The sequence below is a fragment of the Gemella sp. zg-570 genome, from assembly GCF_018866345.1.
Lineage (GTDB): Bacteria > Bacillota > Bacilli > Staphylococcales > Gemellaceae > Gemelliphila.
The window spans coordinates 809,535-831,079 of sequence record NZ_CP076443.1; the positions used below are offsets into that span (position 1 = coordinate 809,535).

Here is a 21,545-nt window from a genome sequence, read left to right on the forward strand (position 1 = left end):
AACATAGTTATTTAATAATGTAAATATATAATTATAAAATAAATAAGCTGGGTAAATACCAGCTTATCTACTACACCAACGTATTGGTTTTACTTTTTTGCTAATTTTGCTATCTCCACTATTACATCAGAAGATTTTTTCATATGTTCTAAACAAGAAAATTCATATTGTCCATGGAAATTTTCTCCTCCAACAAAAATATTAGGAGTTGGAATACCCATATATGATATTTTAGAACCGTCTGTTCCCCCACGAATTGGTATAATTATCGGAGTAATATCTAAATTTCTCATTGCTAGTTCAGCTTTATTTACTGAACGTTTATCACTTTTTATTATATCTCCCATATTGTAATACTGGTCAAAAAGGTCGTACTCTACTACATCGTCATATTTTTCATTAATTTTTTTAGCAACTTCTTTACAAAACTCTTTTCTCTTATTGAAATTTTCTTTGTTAAAATCTCTGATTATATAAGTTAAACTAGCTTCTTCGATTCTTGCTTCCATGTTGTGTAATAAATAAAAACCTTCATAACCTGAAGTATGTTCTGGGACTTCTTTTTCTGGGAACATTGCTGCTAACTCAACTGCTATTGTATTAGCATTTTTCATTTTATCTTTTGCTGTTCCAGGATGAACACTTACACCTTTTATTTTATAAGTTATTTGAGCAGCATTAAAACTTTCAAACTGTAATTCTCCCAAAACACTACCGTCCATAGTGTATGCATAGTCAGTTGCAAAGTGTTTTGCATCAAAATTATCAGCCCCCCTACCTATTTCTTCATCAGGACCAAATGCTATTCTTATATCGCCATGTTCTATTTCTGGGTGTTCTACTAAATATTTAATAGCTTCTACTATTTCAACAAGACCTGCCTTGTCATCTGCTCCTAAAAGCGTTGTTCCGTCTGTTGTAATCAAGGTTTGTCCAACATAATTTAATAAATTCGGAAAATCTTTTACTGACATAATGATATTTTCTTCTTTATTTAATATAATATCTTGTCCATCATAATTTTCTATAACGTTTGGTTTAATTCCGACAGCATTAAAATCGGCAGTGTCAACATGAGCAATAAATCCTATTTTGTCGTAAGGTTTATTTGTATTAGCTGGTAGCGTCGCAGTTAAAAAACAATTTTTATCGTTTAAATATATGTCTGCTAAACCTAGTTCTTCTAATTCTTTTTGAAGCATTTTTAAAAAATCTTTTTGTTGTGGTGTAGATGGTATTGTGAAGTTTTTAGCATCAGACCTAGTTTCAAATTTCACATAATTTAAAAATCTATTTAACATAGTTTCATATTTCATATTTTTATCCTCTGTAATATTCATTGAATTTTTCTATATAGTTTTTAGTAAATTCTCTTATAGAAACTTTATTTTCTTTTCTATCATTATAAGTTTCACAAACAAATTTTTCAAGTTTCGTTTCATATTCTACATCTTCTAGTTTAGAAAATTCTTTAATATCTTTTCTTATAGAAAAAGTTGCAAAAGAAATTCCTACCAATCTATTTTTTCTTTCTTCTGTGTTATAGGCTGTTACTTCTCCAAAAACTTCAACACTTTTGTTACCTACTCTTGTTACATAAGATTCTATTTTTAATAATTCATTATCTTGTACAGGTTCTATAAATTGATAAGTATCTATACTTGCTGTTACAAATAATGTTTTAGAATATTTTCTTATAGTCATACCCATAACTTCATCTAACCAAAAAAGAATTTGACCTCCGAATAAAGTGTTATGCCTATTCAAATGTTTTTTATAAACTGTATAATTACTTATTATTCTTGTATCACTTATTTTCATTATAACTCCTTTATTATTTATAATTACTCTATTGAATATAATAAATCAAGAACTGTTTTTTCTACTAAAGATATTTTACTTTCAGCAGATTTTTTGTCGTTTCCTTTTGTATATATATATAATTTTATTTTTGGTTCTGTTCCACTTGGTCTCAGGGTATACCAAGTTTCATCAGAGTAATAAAATTTCACAGCATTAGTTTTTTCAATATCTATTGATATTTCTTTTCCACTTGCAATGTTATATTCTTTTTCTTCTAAGTAATCTGTTACAGAAACTATATTAGCTCCAGAAATTTCACGAGCATAAATATTTCTTATTTCGGTCATCATACGACTTATTCTTTTAGCACCAGCTACACCTTCTAAAGTAACTGATATTGTTTTATCTAAATAGTATCCATATTTTTCATAAAATTCTTCAATTACATCAATTAATGTTTTCCCTTGTAATTTGTAGTATGCTGCTGCTTCTACAAGCATCATTGCTATGGTAACACCATCTTTATCACGAACAAAAGTTCCTACATTATAACCTATACTTTCTTCATAACCCATGACATAATTTTTTTCTTTTGTTATATCAAACTTATTAGGTAGGGCGGCTATATTTTTAAAACCTGTTAAAACATCTACAACTTCTATTCCGTATTCTTTACAAAGTTGTTCTATCATCTTAGAAGTAACTATTGATTTTACAATTACAGGATTTTTTGGTAGTTTGTCTTTTTTATGTAAATTTTCAACTACATATTGAACTAAAATTGCTCCAGTTTGATTTCCATTAAGAGCAACTATTTCTCCATTATGTAATACTTCTACTGCAAGTCTATCGCAGTCTGGGTCAGTAGCAATAAGAATATCAGCATTAACTTTTTTAGCTAATTTTTCACTATATTCAAATGCTGTTAAATCTTCAGGGTTAGGATATTCTATTGTTGGAAATGTCCCATCAGCTTTTTTTTGTTCTTCTACAACATGAACATTTTTAAAATTTCTTCTTTCTAAAACTGTAGTTACTGCCTTATATCCTGCTCCATTTAATGGCGTGTAGACTACACTAATATTTTTATCAACATTATCGTCATTAATAGATTGGGATAAAACTTCTTTATAGAACTCTTCGTCTATTTCTTCTCCAACATAAACTAACAATCCTTGTTTTATAGCTTCTTCTTCAGAAATATTTACATATTCTTCAAATATATCCATTTCATTGATATATTCTAATACTTTATCGCTTATATTTGATTTTATTTGAGAACCTTCTTCCCAATAAACTTTATAGCCATTATATTCTTTAGGATTATGGCTGGCTGTTATATTTATTCCACTAGCAGTTTTTAAATAACGAATTGCATAAGATAATTCTGGGGTCGGTCTTAAATCTTCAAAAAGATAGGATTTAATTCCATTACTTGCCATTACTAAGGCTGATAATTTGGCAAATTCTTTAGAAAATAACCTACAATCATGGGCTATAACTATTCCTTTTTCTTGTAAGCCACTGTTAATTATAGTTTTTGCCGTTGCTTTTGTTGCTCTAGCAATTACAAATCTATTCATTCTATTTGTTCCCATGCCTACTTTACCACGCAAACCAGCAGTGCCAAACTCTAACTCTTTATAAAATCTATCTTCTTTTTCAGTTTCATTATCAGAAATAGATAGTAATTGTTTTTTTTCTTCATTTGTTAGTGCATCACTATTTATCCACTGTTCAAATAATTTATTAAACATTATATTGTTACCTTTCTTAAATATTATGCTAACTCTAAAGCTATTTCCATCATTTTAGTAAAAGCAGTTTGACGTTCTTCTGGTGTAGTTTCTTCTCCAGTAACTAAAGAATCACTAACTGTCAAAATAGTTAAAGCATTAACTCCAGCGGCCATAGCTGTTGCATATAGGGCTGTACTTTCCATTTCAACACCAAGAAGCCCCATCTTCATCCAATTTTTCATAGCGTCTGGGTCTGCATTGTAAAATACATCGCTAGATAAAATATTTCCTACATGAACATTTACATCTTTTTCTTTAGCAATATTATGTGCTTTAGATAACAAATCAAATGATGAGTGTAAACTTAATTGACCAGGCAATCTATATTGATCTGTAAAGTTAGTTGTTGTTGATGATGCCATACCTAAAATAATATCATATATTTTTACATTCTCTTGAAGAGAACCACAAGTTCCTATTCTAATTAAATTTTTAACTCCAAAAAAGTGAATTAATTCGTAAGAGTAAATACCTATACTTCCTGGTCCCATTCCTGTTCCCATTACAGATATTTTTTTGCCTTTGTATTTTCCTGTATATCCAAGCATACCTCTCACTTCATTAAAGCAAACAGGCTCTTCTAAAAATTTTTCAGCTATAAATTTTGCTCTAAGTGGGTCGCCAGGTAATAGTATAGTTTCTGCAATCTCTACACCATTTGGTTTAATGTGAGGTGTTTGTAAATTTTTCATCATTATTATTCTCCTGAAAATATTTTATATTTTTTAATTATACATTTTTTTTTAGTATCTAACAAGTATATTATTAATATAAAAAATCTCAAAATTATCTTTAAATTTTGAGATTTTTTATAATTTATTGAGTTGGCGTTGTCTTTACTTGATATTTTAAATTTTTTGAAATTAAATCTGCCATAGCAGTAACACCTTCTTCTCTAAGATGAACATTATCAGGTCTAAAATATTCAGGATGATTTTTTGATTTTTTATTCCAATCTATTAAATTAAAATTTTCATATTTTGTTTTAGATTCTTCTAAAAGTTTATTATTTCCTTCTTCCCAAGCTCTAGGAACATTTATATTTACAAAATAAACATCAGATTTTTCAAAAGTTTTAATTAAACTTTCAATATGTTTCTCTGTTATAGTTCCATTAGTACCTAATATGAATATTACAGCTGCATTCTTATCATTATAATTTTCATATTTTTTTGCTACTTCAACAGCCTCTGCACCTTGTCTACTTATTCTACCGTCTATAACTATTTCTGGATATCTTGTTGTCATCTCTTCCCCAATATTAACAGCAAGAGAGTCACCTATTAATAAGATTTTATTGTATAATGTTTCTTCAGAATTAGCATCATTAGATTTATCTTCTTTTTTATTATTATCTTTATTGTAGTTATTATTTTCTGCATTGTTTGTAACAAATGAACTAGATAATTCTACACTATTATCATTTGCAAATTTTGTAGAAATATAAGGAAATGCCTTACCGAACAAGCCCATAACTAGTAAGATAATTATTAATGAACTTGTTAATAAAGAAGATATTTTTATATTTTTTGACAAGTTGGAAATTTTTTTGAATATATTTTTTAAATAATTGGCAAATCCAAAATATCTTATCGGTGTTTCTAAAAATTTATAACTTATCCAAGATACTAGAAATATCAATACTAATCTAGCTAAATTAAAAAATAAATTTGGATTTCCAGATTCGGAAGCAGGTCTTGTCAAGATAATTATTGGAAAATGCCACAAGTATAAACTATAAGAAAATCTTCCAATATATACTAAGGGTTTAAATGACATTATTTTTGAAATATAGGTATTTTGATGTCCTGTGCTTATTAAAATAATCAAAAACAAGCAAGAAAATAAGAAAAATCCACCGTAATATAAAAATTTACTGTATTCTGATACATAAAACATTGATATTATAAAAATTAAAATGGAAACTAGCGAAATTAATGTGTAATTTTTATTTTCTTGTAAAGTTACTTTTTCTGTTAATTTTGAAAGTGGAAAATAAATTGCTCCTAAAACTCCCACTAAAAGCCCAAAAGCTCTAGTATCAGTACCATAATAAACACGATTTATATTGTCTATATCAAATAAAATTATATGATTAATTAATGACAATAAGCTCATAAAAATTATTGAATAAAAAAATATATTCTTGTTTTTAAATTTACTTGATATTTTTTGCAATATAATAAATATTAAAGGAAATATCATATAAAATTGTTCTTCTATTGCTAAAGACCATAAATGTTTATATGGACTTATAGAATAAAAAGAATCAAAATAATCTAATTTATGAAACATATACCACCAATTACTAGAATAAATATAACCGAATATTGCATCGAGATAACTTTTTTCCAGAATATATTTATTGAACAAAACCATAATAATTAATATTATACTTATCATTAAATATACAGCAGGTAATAGTCTTCTTGCTCTTCTTATATAAAATTTTGAAAGTGATATTTTTCCTGTTTCTGAATACTCTTGCATAATTAACGAACTAATTAAATATCCAGATAGTACAAAAAACAAGTCTACTCCTAAAAAACCACCTGGCAAATGATTAGGCATCATGTGATAAATTATTACCGAAATTACTGCCAAGGCTCTCAAGGAATCTATACTTGGTAAATATCTATGTTTTTTCATACATTACCTCACTAATCTTTAATCATTGATAAGGACACCCTTCCTCTTTCTTTGTCAATATCAATAACATAAACTTCAACAATTTTTCCTACATTTAAAACTTCTAGTGGATTTTTTACAAAACTTTTACTGATTTTTGAAATATGAACCATTGCGTCTTGTTTTAGACCAATGTCAACAAAAGCTCCAAATTGAGTAATATTTCTTATTGTTCCACTTAATTTGTCGCCTATTTTAAGGTCTTCAATAGTTAAAATATCTGATTTTAATAATGTTTTTTCAAAAGCATCACGAATATCTCTCATCGGTTGTTTTAATTCTTTAACTATATCAAACAAAGTTTCATAACCACAACCTAATTCTAAGGATACCTTATTCAAATCTAAGTTATCTAATTTTTGACTTAATTCTTTAGTTCCAATATTTTTTAATTCAATTCCATAACTATTTATTATTTTTTCTGCAATGTGGTAACTTTCAGGGTGAATACCAGTAGAATCTAAAATATTATCACCATCAACTATTCTAAAAAATCCTACACATTGTTCGTAAGTTTTTTCACCTAGTCTTGAAACTTTAGAAATTTCTTTTATAGAAGTAATTTTCCCATTTTCTTTTCGATATTTTACAATATTTTTAGCTATCTGTCTATTTATTCCAGACACATAAGATAAAAGAGGAACAGAAGCTGTGTTTACATCTACTCCAATATTATTAACCACAGTTTCTACAACAAAATCTAATTCTTTTCCCAAATATTTTTGATTAATATCATGTTGATACTGACCAACTCCTATTGATTTAGGGTCTATTTTTACTAACTCACTTAAGGGGTCTTGTATTCTTCTTGCTATTGATACTGCACTTCTTTCTTCAACATTAAAATCTGGAAATTCATCTCTAGCAATTTCACTTGCAGAATATACACTAGCTCCAGCTTCATTAACTATACAAAATTCTATTTTTAATTTGTTATCTCTCAAAGTATTATAAACAAAAGTTTCAGTTTCTCTTGATGCTGTTCCATTACCTATGGCAATTAAATTTATTTTATTTTTAGTAATTATATCAATTAATATTTTTTCAGCTTCTTTTTGTTTTTCTAAATTTGCTGGTTTGTGAGGATATATCACATTTTTACTAATAAAATTTCCATATTCATCAACCGCAGCTATTTTACAACCTGTTCTAAAAGCAGGGTCAATACCTAAAACTCTTTTATCTTTTAATGGCACTTGTAATAAAAGTTGTTTTAAATTTTCGGAAAAAATTATTACTGCTTCTTCTTCAGCTTTTTTCGTCAAATCACTTCTAAGTTCTCTTTCGATTGATGGAAATATTAGACGTTTATAAGAATCTTCTATACAAGTTAATAAAATTTCCTTAATTTCTGTATCTTTATTTTTTATAATATCTCTTAAAATATAAGTACATAATATTTCTTTGTCATTATCTATACTTACTTTTATTATATCTTCTTTTTCTGCCCTATTTACTGCTAATATTCTGTGAGAAACTATTTTTGAAACTGGTTCAGTATAATCATAATAATTTATATAAACTTTATTTTCATCTTTTTCTTCAGAATTTTTTTTGACTTTAGTTATTAATTTTCCGAATTTACGAGTGTTTTCTAAGATATATTCCCTATATTTCGCATTATCAGAAATATTTTCAGCTATAATATCTAAAGCGTAATTTATTGCTTCCTCTTCATTATAAACTTCTTTTTCTTCATTAATATATTTACTAGCTTCTTTATTCAATACTATTTTAGTTTTTGGTAATGTTAGTATAAATTTAGCTAACTCTTCTAGTCCTTTTTCTTTTGCTATCCTTGCTTTTGTTCTCTTTTTTTCTTTGAAAGGTCTATACAAATCTTCTACACGTTGTAATTTTTCTTGAAGATTAATTGTCTTTTCTAACTCTTCTGTCAATAAACCTTTTTCTTCTATCAATCTAATAACTTCTTTTTTTCTGTTTTCTAGCGTTTGTAAATAATTATATTCATCTTGTATTTGCTTTATTGCTACTTCATCTAAAGAATTTGTCATTTCTTTTCTGTATCTAGCTATAAAAGCAATAGTATTACCTGCTTCTAACATATCAAGAACATTAATAACATATTTTTTATCAACTTTTAATTTAGCAGCTAAATTTTTTATTATGCTTTCTTGCATTTTATATCTCCACTTCTTTATTAGCTATAAAATATTTTCTTGGAACTCTCGAACCTATAACACAAAAAATTTCATAGTGAATAGTATTTTGATGATTAGCAAATTCTTCAACATCTAAAGTTTGATTATTATGAGAACCATAGAACAATACTTCATCTCCCACTGAAACTTTTTTAGGACATCTAACCATTAATTGATCCATACATACTCTACCAACAATTTGGCATAAATTACCATTTATCATTACAGACCAACCTTGTGCCCTTCTAAGTAAACCATCCCTATAACCTATTGGTATAGTAGCTATAAATTCTTCTTCAGAGCTTTCATATGTACAACCATAACCTACTTTTGTATGTGGAGCTATTTTTTTAACATGAATAACTCTACTAATAAGTGAAGACACATTTTTTAATTTTACGTTAGAAATTTTTTTAATTTCTTCACTTGGATATTGCCCAAAAATAGATATTCCTACTCTTGCCAAATTAAAATTATAATCATTTTTTACATATCTAAGTGTTGCTGCAGAATTTTCTTGATGAATATATTTTGCTTTTAAACTTATATTTGATACTAAAGAATTAAATTTTTCTCTTTGTTTAATATCATAATCAATATTACTGTCATCAGAGTTTGCATAGTGGCTAAAAATTCCTTCTAATTCTATTCTACCATCCTGTAATAAATTATTTATTTCAATAGCTTCTTCTTCAGTAGTTATACCTATCCTAGACATACCGCTATCTATTTTTAAATGTAATTTAAGTTTTTTTGAAATATCATCTAAATATAAAATAACTTCTTTTAACCAATCTACTGATGGACAGCAAAGTGATATATTTTTATCAGTTGCATATTTTATATTTTGTGGATTTATTACCCCTAAAACTAAAATTAAAGGTTCATCACCAACATTTTTTCTCAATTCTATGGCTTCTTCTAGTGTAGTAACTGCAAAATATTTTACTCCATTATCATACAGATATTTACCTACTTGTTTAGCACCTAGACCATAAGCATCAGCTTTTATAACTGCCATAATTTCTTTGTTATCAAATAATTTTTTTATTTCATTATAATTAAATAATATATTATCTAAATCTACTTTTAAATATGTTGGTCTATCCTGTATCATTTTATTCATCCTCTTTCTCTAATAAGACAAAAGCAACTACATTATCTTTATTATGACTAATCGTAAGATGTACAACAAAATTTTTATATTCAATCATTGGTTTTCCTAAAATATCTTTTTTTACTTCAACCTCTTTAAAAGAAAAATATTTAGAAATTCCAACACCCAATGCTTTACTCATAGCTTCTTTAACTGCATATCTACTTGCTAAAAATTCTGCTTTTCTCCTAGAATTATTTATACTATTAAATTCTTCTATTTCAGATTGTGTATAAATTTTTTCTATATAATTTTTTTTATCAAAAAATTCATAAAATCTTTCTATGCTTTCTATATCAGTTCCTATCCCGTATATCATAAATTATACCTCAAATAATAATTTTATCATAATAACTTAAACTAATTTTATCAAAAAATAAACAAAGCACTAATAGTGCCTTGCTTATTTTACTCGACAACTTTATTAATTGTAGATAATACTTTGTCAATATTTAATTTTTTTACAGCTGAAAATGGAATTATATCTATATTATTTGTTAAATCTAAAAATTTTGTAATTTTGTTTTTATTTTTTAATAATTCATTTTTAGAAATTTTATCTGTTTTTGTTAATATTATAACAAATGGTATTTGATAATAATTCAAAAATTCATTCATCATTATATCATCTTCAGATGGAGTATGTCTGCTATCCAATAAATGTAAGACAAATTGTAAATTACCCCTATTAACAAAATACTCTACTATCATATCATATAATTTCTCTTTTTCTTTTTTTGATAGTTTTGCATAACCATAACCAGGAACATCTACTAAAACAAGTTTTTTATCTATATCAAAAAAATTCAATGTTCTTGTCTTACCCGGTTTTGCTGAAACACGAGCATAGTTTTTCCTATTTAAAATAGTATTTATAAAAGAAGACTTGCCAACATTTGACCTACCACACATAGCTACTTCTGGAAGAACATATTCTGGATACTGTTTTTTAGAAACGGCACTAATTATTAATTCAACATTATTTATATTAAATTTTAGCATCTAATCTCCTTTTTAAAAACTATTTCAAAAACTTCAGAAATATTTTTAACAAAATAAATATTTAGGTTTTCTTTTATTTCTGAGGGTATGTCGCTTAAATCTCCCTTATTTTTAAAAGGTAAAATAATAGTATTGATACCCATTTTCTCAGAACTAAGAACTTTTTCTTTAACTCCACCTATTGGCAAAACTTTACCATGAAGAGTAATTTCTCCAGTCATAGCAATATCGTTATTAACTCTTTTATTGGTTAAAGTAGAATATAATGAAGTTGTTATTGCTATTCCTGCAGAAGGGCCATCTTTTGGAATAGCACCCTCTGGCACGTGCAAGTGTATATCGATTTTATTAAAATCAATATTATCAAATTCTAATTCTTTAGAATGTGAACGCAAATAAGATATGGCAGTTTGTGCAGATTCTTTCATAACATCTCCAAGTTTACCTGTTAGAATTATTTTTCCATTTCCTTTAGATATACTTGTTTCTATTTCTAAAGTATCTCCTCCTACTGTTGTATATGCAAGTCCATTAACAATACCAACTTCTGGTTTTGAATTTTTTTCTTTTAAGTCATACCTAGCATAACCTAAAAATTCTTCAATCGTTGCAAGTCCTATTTTGATTTTTTCCTCACCCTTTAATATTCTTAAAGCTGCTTTTCTACAAACTTTTCCTATCAATCTATTTAGATTTCTTACACCAGCTTCATAGGTATAACCATTTATAATTTTCAGGATAGCTTGCTTACTAAATTTAATCTGATTTGCTGTTAAACCATTTTCTAAAATCTGATTCTTTATCAAATACTTAGTTGCAATATTTTCTTTTTCTTTTATTGTATATGATTCTAACTCGATTACTTCCATTCTATCTCTTAGTGGTGCTGGAATAAGGGATAAATTATTAGCAGTAGCTATAAATAGTACTTTTGACAAATCAAAAGGAATATCTAAATAGTGGTCTGCAAATTCATAATTTTGGTCTGGGTCAATAACTTCAAGCATGGCAGACGCAGGGTCGCCTTTTATATCAGAAGCCATCTTGTCAATTTCATCAAGTAATATTACAGGATTTTTTGTTTTAACTTTTTTTAAAGATTGAATTAATTTACCTGGCATAGCTCCAACATAAGTTCTTCTATGACCTCTTATTTCAGCTTCATCTCTTACTCCACCTAGCGACAATCTTATAAAATTTCTGTCCATAGCCTTTGCTACTGATTTTGCAAGTGAACTTTTACCTACTCCAGGAGGTCCCACTAAACATAATATTGGAGATTTCATATCATTACGCAATTTCTTAACTGCTAAAAACTCTAAAATTCTTTCTTTAATTTTTTCTAAGCCATAGTGATACTCATTAAGTATTTTCTCAGATTCTTTAATATCTATTCTATCTACTGTTTCTTTATTCCAAGGTAGCGATATTATTGTTTCTAAATAACTTCTAATTATAGAATTTTCAGGAGCTATAGCAGGCGTTTTTTCTAATCTATTTAATTCTTTAAGAAGAGTATCTTCATCATTTTTATTTAATTTTAACTCAAGTATTTTCTTTCTTAATAACTCTATATCATCTTCATCTGGAGATAATTCTTTTAGCTCATCTTGTACTACCTTCATCTGTTCTCTTAAAAAGTATTCTTTTTGCTGATTATCTATATTAATACGAACTTTATTATCAATATCTCTCTTATAAGTAGAAGCTGAAGTTATATTTTCTATTGATTTTATAATAATGTCTGTTTTTTTTTCTAAGTCGGTAGTAAAGACAACTCTTCTCATCATTAAAATATCTAATGGAAAAAATTTTAAATTTTTATTTATAAATTTTTCTAAATTTTTAATATTAAATATTCCTAAATCCAATCTTTCCAAAGTTAAAAATTCTTTAAATATTTTTTTCAAAACTTTCAACTTTTTTTCTTGGTCGAAGTTAATATTTGTTGTATTTTTTTGTGCAATTTCTAAATGTTCAACTCTATCATCTTTATAAACGCCACTTAAAACATCTGCAACACCTTCACAAATATATGTGTATAATTTGCTATCTTTAGCATATTTCAAGCTACCATATGTACCATAAAATTTATTAAAACCATTTTCATCATAAATATCTAAATCTTTGTCACCATTAAAACTATCCATAGGTTTCCTATTAATTGTTACAAAAATTCTAAATTGTTTATTTTTAATATTTTTTATAGTACTTAAAAAATATTTATCTTTTATTTCTATATTATATATATTATCAGGAATAAAAAGTTCCTTATGTTCTAATAAATAATACTTAGTCAATTTTTTTCTCCTTAAATTAATTTAGGACTTGTTTTTTTAATTACATTGTCTTTGGATACTATACATTTTTTAATATTATCTCTACTCGGAATTTCAAACATAGTATCCATCAATATTTCTTCAATAATTGAGCGTAATCCTCTAGCACCAGTTTTTCTGCTTATTGATTCTTTAGCAATTTCTTTTAATGCCTCATCTTCAAATATCAACTCTACATTATCTAATTCAAATAAATACTTGTATTGTTTAACCACAGAATTTTTTGGTTCTAGTAGTACCCTAACTAAATCTTTTTCATTAAGTTCATCTAATGAACAAATTAGGGGTATCCTTCCTATAAATTCTGGAATAATACCAAATTTAACCAAATCTTCTTGCTTAACTTTAGAAATTATAGTTGCACTTTCTGAAGTTTTGTGTAATTCATCATTATTTGAAAAACCTATTACCTTATCTCCCAGACGTCGTTTTATAATTTCCTCAATTCCTGCGAATGCTCCACCTACTATAAATAAAATATCTTTTGTATTTATTTTTATCATTTCTTCTCCGGGATGTTTTCTTCCTCCCTGTGGTGGAACGCTTGCTACAGTTCCCTCTAAGATTTTAAGTAATGCTTGCTGCACTCCTTCTCCTGATACATCTCGTGTGATAGAAACATTTTCACCTTTTTTAGCAATTTTATCAATTTCATCAATATAGATTATTCCTTTTTCTGCTCTTTCTATATCATAATTAGCATTTTGAATTAATCTTAATAATATATTTTCTACATCTTCACCTACATAGCCAGCCTCTGTTAATGTAGTTGCATCTGCAATAGCAAAAGGAACATCTAACATTTTAGCTAAAGTTTGAGCTATCAAAGTTTTTCCAGAACCAGTACAGCCTATTAATCCTATATTGCTTTTTTGTAAATCTATATCAGAATTATTTTTATCTGAAGTTATTCTCTTATAATGATTATACACAGCTACTGCTACTGATTTTTTTGCCTTATCTTGACTAATTATATATTCATTCAAATTTTTTAAAATTTCTTTTGGTTTTAACAATTCAAATCTTTTATTATTATATTGTTTTTCTGCATAAATTTGTTCGTCTATAATATCAGAACATAATTCTACACATTCATCACAGATATATACTCCATTACCTGCTATTAATTTAAAAACATCTTCTGATTTTTTACCACAAAATGAACAATGAAGTTCCTTATCTTTATCCATAATTTTTACCTCGCAAAATATTTCTAATTATACTATAAAGAAATTACAAAGTCAAAATATCAACGATATAACAAAAACACAGTTTAAATTATTAAACTGTGTTTTATATTTTTAACTTTTTTTATTTGTAGAATTTGCAGCTGGAATGCTGTTTTCTTTTTTTGCTTCTTCAGGGACTTGATTAGCAATTTTCACTTCTGAAAAATTATTTATTGTAATGTTTTTTTTAGAAATAGTATTAGCTAAAGTAGTTATTAAAAATAATAATACAGGTATTATTATAACCGCAATAATAAGTAATACATAATTTTTAAAATTAAAATTTTCCATTAATAATACCTAAATTTTATTTTATTTCTTCAAAATAATCTTTATAAAATCCTGCTATTTCTTCTGTATTATCTTTAACAAAAATATATTCTCCCGTTTCATTAACTACTTCATATTCTTTTCCTACTGTTAAAACATTGCTTACAGTAAATTTTTCTGCATTTGTATTTGTTACTCTTACTTTTTTCATAATTTTCTCCTAAATTAAATTTTTATTTTTATTTATATTTGATAAAATTGATACTATTAAAAATGCTATCAAAGATATTGCTAAAGATATAACTACTGGTTCAATAAAAGTTATTTTATAAAATCTTTTAAATATGATATAACTTGATAAACCTAAAAATATTGAACTTAAAGCTCCAAATTTTTCTGCTTTTTTCCAATATAAACCTAAAACTATCGGCCATAAAAAAGTTGCTTCTAAACCTCCAAAAGCAAATAAATTAATTTCTACTATAATAGCAGGAGGATTAATACTTAAAATTACAGCCAGTATTAAAATTATTATATTTACAGAATAAACTAATATCGGTATATTTTTTCCCGAAATTTTATCTTTTATCCCTCTTATATTTAAAATAATATCTTTTGTTAAATTAGATGATATTAATAAAAACTGTGCATTTACAGTAGTAATTATTGCCGCCATTGGTGATGATAATACTATGGCTGTTAAATACCAAGGTAATATTTTAATTGAAACAATGGGTATTAATGAATCATAATCTGTAATATCTGAAAATAAACCTCTTGTTATAACTCCAATAAAATGAACTCCAAACATTACTATAAATATTACTATTGTTCCCATTATTATAGATTGTTTTAAACTTTTTTCATTTTTATAAAGCATAGAATTAATAGCGATATGTGGAATACCTACTAAACCAATACCAACTAAAACCCAAAAAGATGTTACATACATGGCTGTTAAACTTCCGTTTGAACCATAAGGAGTTAATAAATTTGGATTTTGTGCATATAAGTTATTCATTATATTTTCTATTCCCCCGCCATAACGTAAAACAGAAATAAATAATATTATCGTCGCAAAAATCATTATTAAACCTTGTATCATGTCCGTTATTAAAATATTTTTAAGACCACCAAAAACTACACAAAACAATATAATTACTGAAACTATTATAATAGCAAATTTATATTCAACACCAAAAAGAGCAGATATTAACTTAGCTCCTCCTATCCATTGACCTGACATGGCTGCTAAAATAAATATTATCATTGCAAAAGTTGCAATATAAGCCAATAAATTTGAATTATATCTATATTTTAAATAATCAGTTATTGTAATTGCATTGATTTTCTTAGCAATTTTTTGAAATCTTCTTGCCAATACCAGCAATACAAAGTAGCCAGCAGTAACTTGAATAACCGCTAATAAAACCCAACCAAGACCTAATTTATAGGCTACACCAGGACCTGATAAAAACGTAGAAGCAGAACCATAAGTAGACATAAGGGTGATTGCAAGAATTACACCACTAACTTTTCTATCTGCTAAATAATATTTTTCAAAAAAAGTTCCATTATTTTTATTAATATTTAATTTATTTAAAATAAGCGGAAGAAGTATTATAGTTAAAAATATTACAGAAAACAATAAAATTACTTTAATATTATTTACGTTATTCATATTATTTTAAATCCTCAGAAATATCTTCACTAAATATTTTTCTACAAAATAAAATTAGTAGTAATATTACAAAAATACTTGTTACAACTGAACTATAAAAAAACCATTCTGGTATTCCTAAGATATACTTATAATCTTTAACTTCAATATCAGCATATCTTATGTATGCAAAATAATACCATAAAGAAAAGTGTATGAATACTAAAATCAAAGCATATACATAATCTTTATTTTTATTCATCTTCTAACCCCGTTATATTTGAAAAAATTGTATAAAGTTTAAGATAATATTCTTTCATTAAATCTATAAATATACTTCCCAAAAGCATACCAGCCAAAACGTCTGTAAAATAATGAGCCCCAAGAACTAACCTTGAAAATCCTATTAATATAATTGATACAGTAAAAAGTTTTTTCAATAGATTTTTTTTGTTAATAACAAATATTAAAGCCATAAAGAAAACTACAACTACAACAGAATGCCCACTAGGAAAACTTCCACCAGAAAAAACATCTGGTAGTGGTCTAACTCTACCAATAATATGCTTTAAAATTAAAGTTATGCTAGCAGAAAAAAATGCACTCCCTAAAATAAATATAGATTTCTTGTATTCTTTTATAAAAAATAAAAATATACCTAAAATTCCCATTAGTAAAAGTAAAATCTTATCATGAAGTAAATGTGAAATGAATTTTGCTAGCGTTAAAAAAATACTGTTTTTAAAAATAGATGTAATCATATCCGTTAAAATAAAATCAAATAAATTTTTAGGATATATTATTGCAATAGCCATTAATAAAATAAAAAATATTATTTTGGCATAAGTTAAAATTTTTATATTCTTCACTTCTAATCCTCCAATATATCAAGTATTTTATTATAAAATTTCTTAGAAGTATTTATAATATCTTTTTCTTTCTTATAATTTATCATATTGTTTTTAATAGTTGGTATGTTAGATGAAAAATCATCAAAGTATTTTGTATCTAAGTTAGGTAAATCATTTTCGTTTATAACTTTTGCAAAATTATTTTTTTCAAAAAAACTTGCATTTTCTATTTGGTCGCCACGACTTTGATTTTTTCCTAAGGGAATTAAAATAGATGGAATATTTAGAGCTAAAAATTCATAAATTGAATTTGCACCTGCCCTTGATATTGAAAAATCTACAATTTGAAAAATATCAAAAAGTTCTTTATTTAAAAATTCATATTGAACATATCCATTACCTTTAGCATTTTTATTATATAAATCTTTTCCTACCAAGTGGATTATTTGGTATTTCTCCAATAATTTTGATAAGTTATTCCATATATATTCATTAATGATTTTAGAGCCTAAAGACCCTCCCATAACCAAAATTATAGGTTTTGCCTTATTTAAGCCAGTAAATTTATATGCTTTTTCAGCTTCACCAGTATATATATCATCTCTAACTATAACACCTATTAAACTTGATTTTTCCTTTGGTAAGTAATTTATAGTTTCTTCAAAAGTTGTAAATATATGTTTGCAAAATTTTATATTTATCTTATTTGCAAGTCCTGGACTTAAATCAGATTCATGTAGTAATGACGGTATTTTTAAAATTTTTGCTGCTATACATACTGGAACACTTACAAAGCCACCTTTTGAAAATACAAAATTCGGCTTTTCTTTTTTCATAATTATTATAGATTCAATTATTCCTTTTAGAACTCTAAAGGGGTCTGTAAAATTTTTAATAGAAAAATATCTTCTTAACTTTCCTGAACTTATTTCATAATATCTTACATCAGAAATACTCTCTATCATTTCTTTTTCTATACCACTCTTACTACCTATGTATGAAATATTGTATCCAAATTTTCTAAATTCTGCTATTAGGGCTACATTTACAGCGACATGCCCTATGGTTCCACCACCAGTAAATAATATTTTTTTCACTTCTATTCCTCTTTCAATTTTTGTTCTAATTTTTCTGCAACTAATTTAGGAACAAATTTTGTCAAATCCGCACCAAATCCTGAAACCCCTTTTACTATACTAGAACTAATAAAAGAATATTTTGTATTTGTCATCATATAAAATGTTTCTATATTTTCATCTAATGTTTTATTCATTGATGTAAGTTGCATTTCATATTCAAAGTCTGAAACTGCCCTTAGTCCCCTAACTATAACATTAGAATTTACTTTTTTTGCATAATTTACCAACAATCCAGAAAAACTATCAACCCTAACATTTTTCATTTCAGGCAAATTAGATACAATATTTTCTATCATATCTACTCTTTCTTCTCTTGTAAATAAATAATTTTTGTCAGGATTAACCAATATAGCTATTATTATTTCATCAAATATTTTGCTACTTCTTTTTATAATATCTAAATGCCCATTAGTGATAGGGTCAAAACTTCCTGGAATTATTGCTATTTTCTTTTTCACTTTAATTCTCCCTATATTCAAAAATTGTAATATTTATTTTTCCATATTTTTTTTCTTTATAAACTGATAATTTTTTACTATCAAAATTAATTTTTTCTTCTGAACTATATTCACATACAATAAGACAAAAATCCTTACATAAATTCAAATTTACTATATTTTCTAATGCAGAATCAATTAACTTTTTTTTGTAGGGTGGATCTAAGAATATAATATCAAATTTTTCATTTTTTTTTGAAAATATTTTTAAAGACCTTAGGTAATCATTTTTAAAAACATTGAATAACTCATTATCAACATTACATTTTTTTATGTTACTATTAATAATTTTTATTGCCAAAGAACTACCATCTATAAATGTTGTGTGCCTAGCACCTCTACTTATTGCTTCTATTCCTAAACCACCACTACCAGCAAATAAATCTAAAATTTTCATGTTGTAGCAGTCAATCATATTAAATAAACTTTCCTTTACCTTACAAGTTGTAGGTCTTGTAGTCATTCCTTCTAGGCTGTTTAATTTAATAGATTTATATTTTCCTGATATTACTCTCATAATTCCTCTATATACATTTATTTGTGAAAATCAATATTTAGTTCTGCCAATTCAGAGAAAATTATTTTTTTTACAAACTTTTTTTCTTTAAGTTCAGCAACAACTTTATTTGCCTTATTTTCATCTAAATAAAAATAAATATATCTATTTTTTTTTGAATATGTTATTACATTGCCATATTTTTCTAATTTATTTATATCTCTAACATGTTTAAAATAAACATATATGCCTTTTCTTTTGTTTGAAAATAATTGCATAAATAACCTCTTTTACTCAAAGTTAGAAGTTGCATCAACTCTTCCTTTTTCATCTATTTTAGTTACTTTTACTTTAATGGTATCTCCTATTTTTACAACATTCTCTACTTTTTCTACACGTTTATCAGAAAGTTTTGAAATGTGTACTAATGCATCTGTACCTGGGAATAATTCAACAAACGCTCCAAATTTTTCAATTCTTCTAACAGTAGCTAAATATACTTCGCCTACTTCTGCTTCCCTAACAATGTTTTCTATTATTTCAACAGCATGATTTATATCTGAAATATTTTGTGAAGAAATGAATACATCTCCATTTTGCTCAATATCAATTTTTACGCCAGTCTTATCAATAATTTCATTGATAGTTTTTCCACCAGAACCGATAACATCTTTAATTTTATCAGGTTTAATTTTAATAATTTTAATTTTTGGTGCATACTCTGAAACTTCCAAACGAGGAGAAGATATGATACTATTCATGTGGTTTAAAATTTCTAATCTTCCTATACGAGCCTGTTCTAAAGATTCTTTTAATATTTGTTCACTAAGACCATCAATTTTTATATCCATTTGAAGAGCGGTAATTCCATTTTCAGTTCCTGCTACTTTAAAATCCATATCTCCTAAGTGGTCTTCCATACCTTGTATATCAGTTAAAATAGTATAATTTTCATCTTTTTTAATAAGTCCCATAGCAATACCTGCCACTTGCGATTTTATAGGTACTCCTGCAGCCATAAGAGCCATTGAACCTGAACAAATAGTTGCTTGAGAACTTGAGCCATTAGATTCTAAAATTTCTGATACTACACGTATAGTATAAGGAAATTCTTCTTTAGAAGGGATTACTTGTTCTAATGCTCTTTCTCCTAATGCCCCATGACCTATTTCTCGTCTACCAGGTGCTCTACTAAACCCTATTTCTCCAACAGAAAACGATGGGAAGTTATAGTGTAACATAAATCTTTTATTTTCTTCTTGTGTTAAATCATCAATTATTTGTTCGTCTGAAATATTACCTAAAGTTACAACTCCTAATGATTGTGTTTGACCTCTAGTAAATATTGCTGATCCATGCGTTCTCGGTAAAATATCTATTCTTGATGACAGTGGACGAATTTCTGTTAGTTCACGACCATCAGGACGAACTTTATCTTCAGTTATTTCTCGTCTAACTTCATTTTTTATAATTTTATCTAAAGAGTCTTTGACTTCTTTTATAGTTTTTTCTAAATCTTCTAGTTCTAATGTTTCATAATATTCAATCACTTCATTTTTAACTAGAGAAATAGCCTCATCTCTACTTTGTTTATCTTTTATAGAAATTGCAAATTTCATTTTTTCAATTACTTTATTATAAACTTCATTGTATATTTCTTCATCAAGAACTTTTAGAGTTACCTCCATTTTTTTTTGTCCAATTTCTGATACAATTTCTTCTTGAAATGATATTAGTCTTTTTATTTCTTCATGACCAAATATTATGGCATTTAACATAACTTCTTCTGATACTTCTTTAGAACCAGCTTCAACCATATTTATAGCATATTTAGTACCTGCTACTTTTAAATCTATTAATGATTTTTCTAATTCGTCAACAGTTGGATTTATAATATACTGACCATCAATATATCCAACTGTAACTCCAGCTATCGAAGATTTAAATGGTATATTTGATATAGATAAAGATAAAGAACTTCCCAACATAGCTGCCATAACTGGATCACAATCATATTCTACTGAAAGAACTGTTGAAACTACCTGTACCTCATTTCTAAATCCATCTTCAAAAAGTGGTCTAATTGGTCTATCTATTAAACGTGCCGCTAAAGTTGCTTCCGTTCCTGCACGTCCTTCTCTTCGTAAAAAACCTCCTGGGATTTTCCCAACAGAATACATTTTTTCTTCATAATTAACAGTTAACGGGAAAAAATCTACATCTTTTGCTTCTTTTGATGCTACTGCTGTTGTCAATACAACCGTATCTCCATATCTTATTAAAACAGAAGCATTTGCCTGTCTTGCCAATTCTCCAATTTCTACTATTAATTCTTTACCAGCTAATGTAGTTTTATATATTTTTTTATTTTCAAACATTATATTTACCTTTCAATTTCAATTAATTTTATTTAACTTATCAAATAATTTTTATTTTAATGCTAGATTAGTCTAT

21 protein-coding genes are annotated in these 21,545 nt (G+C 26.5%); all 21 read right to left on the reverse strand.

The features are described from left to right. Positions 1 to 89 precede the first annotated feature (89 nt). Positions 90 to 1,316, reverse strand: coding sequence for a peptidase T (gene pepT, locus KMP11_RS04160; protein ID WP_216280183.1), 1,227 nt, complete (start codon positions 1,314 to 1,316; stop codon positions 90 to 92). Between the two features lie 4 nt (positions 1,317 to 1,320). Next, the gene (locus KMP11_RS04165; protein WP_216279534.1) at positions 1,321 to 1,821 is read right to left on the reverse strand and encodes an acyl-CoA thioesterase; all 501 of its coding nucleotides are present in this window, start codon (positions 1,819 to 1,821) and stop codon (positions 1,321 to 1,323) included. 23 nt (positions 1,822 to 1,844) lie between these two features. Beyond that, the gene (locus KMP11_RS04170; protein WP_216279535.1) at positions 1,845 to 3,560 is read right to left on the reverse strand and encodes a phospho-sugar mutase; all 1,716 of its coding nucleotides are present in this window, start codon (positions 3,558 to 3,560) and stop codon (positions 1,845 to 1,847) included. Positions 3,561 to 3,583: 23 nt separating this feature from the next. Next, the gene (gene deoD / locus KMP11_RS04175; protein WP_215756032.1) at positions 3,584 to 4,294 is read right to left on the reverse strand and encodes a purine-nucleoside phosphorylase; all 711 of its coding nucleotides are present in this window, start codon (positions 4,292 to 4,294) and stop codon (positions 3,584 to 3,586) included. 124 nt (positions 4,295 to 4,418) lie between these two features. Further along, positions 4,419 to 6,251, reverse strand: coding sequence for an acyltransferase family protein (locus tag KMP11_RS04180; RefSeq protein ID WP_216279536.1), 1,833 nt, complete (start codon positions 6,249 to 6,251; stop codon positions 4,419 to 4,421). 11 nt (positions 6,252 to 6,262) lie between these two features. After that, positions 6,263 to 8,431 (reverse strand): Tex family protein, encoded by a 2,169-nt coding sequence (locus tag KMP11_RS04185; protein WP_216279537.1) that lies wholly within the window; start codon positions 8,429 to 8,431, stop codon positions 6,263 to 6,265. 1 nt (position 8,432) lies between these two features. Continuing rightward, a complete protein-coding gene (gene alr / locus KMP11_RS04190; RefSeq protein ID WP_253195933.1) occupies positions 8,433 to 9,578 on the reverse strand; it encodes an alanine racemase in 1,146 nt (381 codons plus the stop codon). Continuing rightward, positions 9,571 to 9,927, reverse strand: a complete 357-nt coding sequence (acpS, locus tag KMP11_RS04195; RefSeq protein WP_216279538.1) for a holo-ACP synthase — start codon at positions 9,925 to 9,927, stop codon at positions 9,571 to 9,573. Before acpS ends, alr begins: the two co-directional genes overlap by 8 nt. A gap of 89 nt (positions 9,928 to 10,016) precedes the next feature. Then, positions 10,017 to 10,610, reverse strand: a complete 594-nt coding sequence (gene yihA, locus KMP11_RS04200) for a ribosome biogenesis GTP-binding protein YihA/YsxC (RefSeq protein WP_215755994.1) — start codon at positions 10,608 to 10,610, stop codon at positions 10,017 to 10,019. After that, positions 10,604 to 12,910 carry an endopeptidase La gene (lon, locus tag KMP11_RS04205; RefSeq protein ID WP_215755993.1) on the reverse strand — a complete coding sequence of 769 codons (2,307 nt, stop codon included), beginning with the start codon at positions 12,908 to 12,910 and terminating at the stop codon, positions 10,604 to 10,606. Before lon ends, yihA begins: the two co-directional genes overlap by 7 nt. Before the next feature lie 11 nt (positions 12,911 to 12,921). Next, on the reverse strand, positions 12,922 to 14,139 hold the full coding sequence (gene clpX, locus KMP11_RS04210; protein ID WP_215755992.1) for an ATP-dependent Clp protease ATP-binding subunit ClpX: 1,218 nt from the start codon (positions 14,137 to 14,139) through the stop codon (positions 12,922 to 12,924). Between the two features lie 111 nt (positions 14,140 to 14,250). Beyond that, positions 14,251 to 14,469 carry a hypothetical protein gene (locus tag KMP11_RS04215; protein WP_215755991.1) on the reverse strand — a complete coding sequence of 73 codons (219 nt, stop codon included), beginning with the start codon at positions 14,467 to 14,469 and terminating at the stop codon, positions 14,251 to 14,253. 16 nt (positions 14,470 to 14,485) lie between these two features. After that, complete coding sequence (locus KMP11_RS04220; protein WP_215755990.1) at positions 14,486 to 14,659, reverse strand: DUF6501 family protein; 174 nt, start codon at positions 14,657 to 14,659, stop codon at positions 14,486 to 14,488. A gap of 9 nt (positions 14,660 to 14,668) precedes the next feature. Continuing rightward, positions 14,669 to 16,129, reverse strand: coding sequence for a sodium/pantothenate symporter (gene panF / locus KMP11_RS04225; RefSeq protein WP_216279539.1), 1,461 nt, complete (start codon positions 16,127 to 16,129; stop codon positions 14,669 to 14,671). Between the two features lies 1 nt (position 16,130). After that, positions 16,131 to 16,370: a YhdT family protein gene (locus KMP11_RS04230; RefSeq protein WP_216279540.1), complete on the reverse strand. Its 240-nt coding sequence runs from the start codon at positions 16,368 to 16,370 to the stop codon at positions 16,131 to 16,133. Then, entirely contained in the window at positions 16,363 to 16,977 is a 615-nt protein-coding gene (locus KMP11_RS04235) for a phosphatase PAP2 family protein (protein WP_215755987.1), read from the reverse strand. The genes KMP11_RS04230 and KMP11_RS04235 overlap by 8 nt, the downstream gene beginning before the upstream one ends. A gap of 2 nt (positions 16,978 to 16,979) precedes the next feature. Further along, positions 16,980 to 18,056 (reverse strand): undecaprenyldiphospho-muramoylpentapeptide beta-N-acetylglucosaminyltransferase, encoded by a 1,077-nt coding sequence (locus tag KMP11_RS04240; RefSeq protein WP_215755986.1) that lies wholly within the window; start codon positions 18,054 to 18,056, stop codon positions 16,980 to 16,982. 2 nt (positions 18,057 to 18,058) lie between these two features. Beyond that, positions 18,059 to 18,556: a pantetheine-phosphate adenylyltransferase gene (coaD, locus tag KMP11_RS04245; protein WP_215755985.1), complete on the reverse strand. Its 498-nt coding sequence runs from the start codon at positions 18,554 to 18,556 to the stop codon at positions 18,059 to 18,061. A gap of 1 nt (position 18,557) precedes the next feature. Then, complete coding sequence (gene rsmD / locus KMP11_RS04250; protein ID WP_215755984.1) at positions 18,558 to 19,112, reverse strand: 16S rRNA (guanine(966)-N(2))-methyltransferase RsmD; 555 nt, start codon at positions 19,110 to 19,112, stop codon at positions 18,558 to 18,560. Between the two features lie 17 nt (positions 19,113 to 19,129). Further along, positions 19,130 to 19,369 carry a DUF2129 domain-containing protein gene (locus KMP11_RS04255; RefSeq protein WP_215755983.1) on the reverse strand — a complete coding sequence of 80 codons (240 nt, stop codon included), beginning with the start codon at positions 19,367 to 19,369 and terminating at the stop codon, positions 19,130 to 19,132. Positions 19,370 to 19,381: 12 nt separating this feature from the next. Next, entirely contained in the window at positions 19,382 to 21,469 is a 2,088-nt protein-coding gene (gene pnp, locus KMP11_RS04260) for a polyribonucleotide nucleotidyltransferase (RefSeq protein ID WP_215755982.1), read from the reverse strand. Positions 21,470 to 21,545: the final 76 nt, after the last annotated feature.

Excerpts from the sequence above, each read along its gene's own strand:
- deoD (WP_215756032.1), bottom strand. The coding sequence starts at position 4,294 with ATGAAAAATTTACAAACACCTCACATTAAACCAAATGGTGTAGAGATT.
- KMP11_RS04230 (WP_216279540.1), bottom strand. The coding sequence starts at position 16,370 with ATGAATAAAAATAAAGATTATGTATATGCTTTGATTTTAGTATTCATA.
- pepT (WP_216280183.1), bottom strand. The coding sequence starts at position 1,316 with ATGAAATATGAAACTATGTTAAATAGATTTTTAAATTATGTGAAATTT.
- pnp (WP_215755982.1), bottom strand. The coding sequence starts at position 21,469 with ATGTTTGAAAATAAAAAAATATATAAAACTACATTAGCTGGTAAAGAA.
- clpX (WP_215755992.1), bottom strand. The coding sequence starts at position 14,139 with ATGGATAAAGATAAGGAACTTCATTGTTCATTTTGTGGTAAAAAATCA.
- KMP11_RS04165 (WP_216279534.1), bottom strand. The coding sequence starts at position 1,821 with ATGAAAATAAGTGATACAAGAATAATAAGTAATTATACAGTTTATAAA.
- alr (WP_253195933.1), bottom strand. The coding sequence starts at position 9,578 with ATGAATAAAATGATACAGGATAGACCAACATATTTAAAAGTAGATTTA.
- KMP11_RS04185 (WP_216279537.1), bottom strand. The coding sequence starts at position 8,431 with ATGCAAGAAAGCATAATAAAAAATTTAGCTGCTAAATTAAAAGTTGAT.
- yihA (WP_215755994.1), bottom strand. The coding sequence starts at position 10,610 with ATGCTAAAATTTAATATAAATAATGTTGAATTAATAATTAGTGCCGTT.
- rsmD (WP_215755984.1), bottom strand. The coding sequence starts at position 19,112 with ATGAGAGTAATATCAGGAAAATATAAATCTATTAAATTAAACAGCCTA.
- KMP11_RS04215 (WP_215755991.1), bottom strand. The coding sequence starts at position 14,469 with ATGGAAAATTTTAATTTTAAAAATTATGTATTACTTATTATTGCGGTT.
- acpS (WP_216279538.1), bottom strand. The coding sequence starts at position 9,927 with ATGATATACGGGATAGGAACTGATATAGAAAGCATAGAAAGATTTTAT.
- KMP11_RS04220 (WP_215755990.1), bottom strand. The coding sequence starts at position 14,659 with ATGAAAAAAGTAAGAGTAACAAATACAAATGCAGAAAAATTTACTGTA.
- KMP11_RS04180 (WP_216279536.1), bottom strand. The coding sequence starts at position 6,251 with ATGAAAAAACATAGATATTTACCAAGTATAGATTCCTTGAGAGCCTTG.
- KMP11_RS04255 (WP_215755983.1), bottom strand. The coding sequence starts at position 19,369 with ATGCAATTATTTTCAAACAAAAGAAAAGGCATATATGTTTATTTTAAA.
- panF (WP_216279539.1), bottom strand. The coding sequence starts at position 16,129 with ATGAATAACGTAAATAATATTAAAGTAATTTTATTGTTTTCTGTAATA.
- KMP11_RS04170 (WP_216279535.1), bottom strand. The coding sequence starts at position 3,560 with ATGTTTAATAAATTATTTGAACAGTGGATAAATAGTGATGCACTAACA.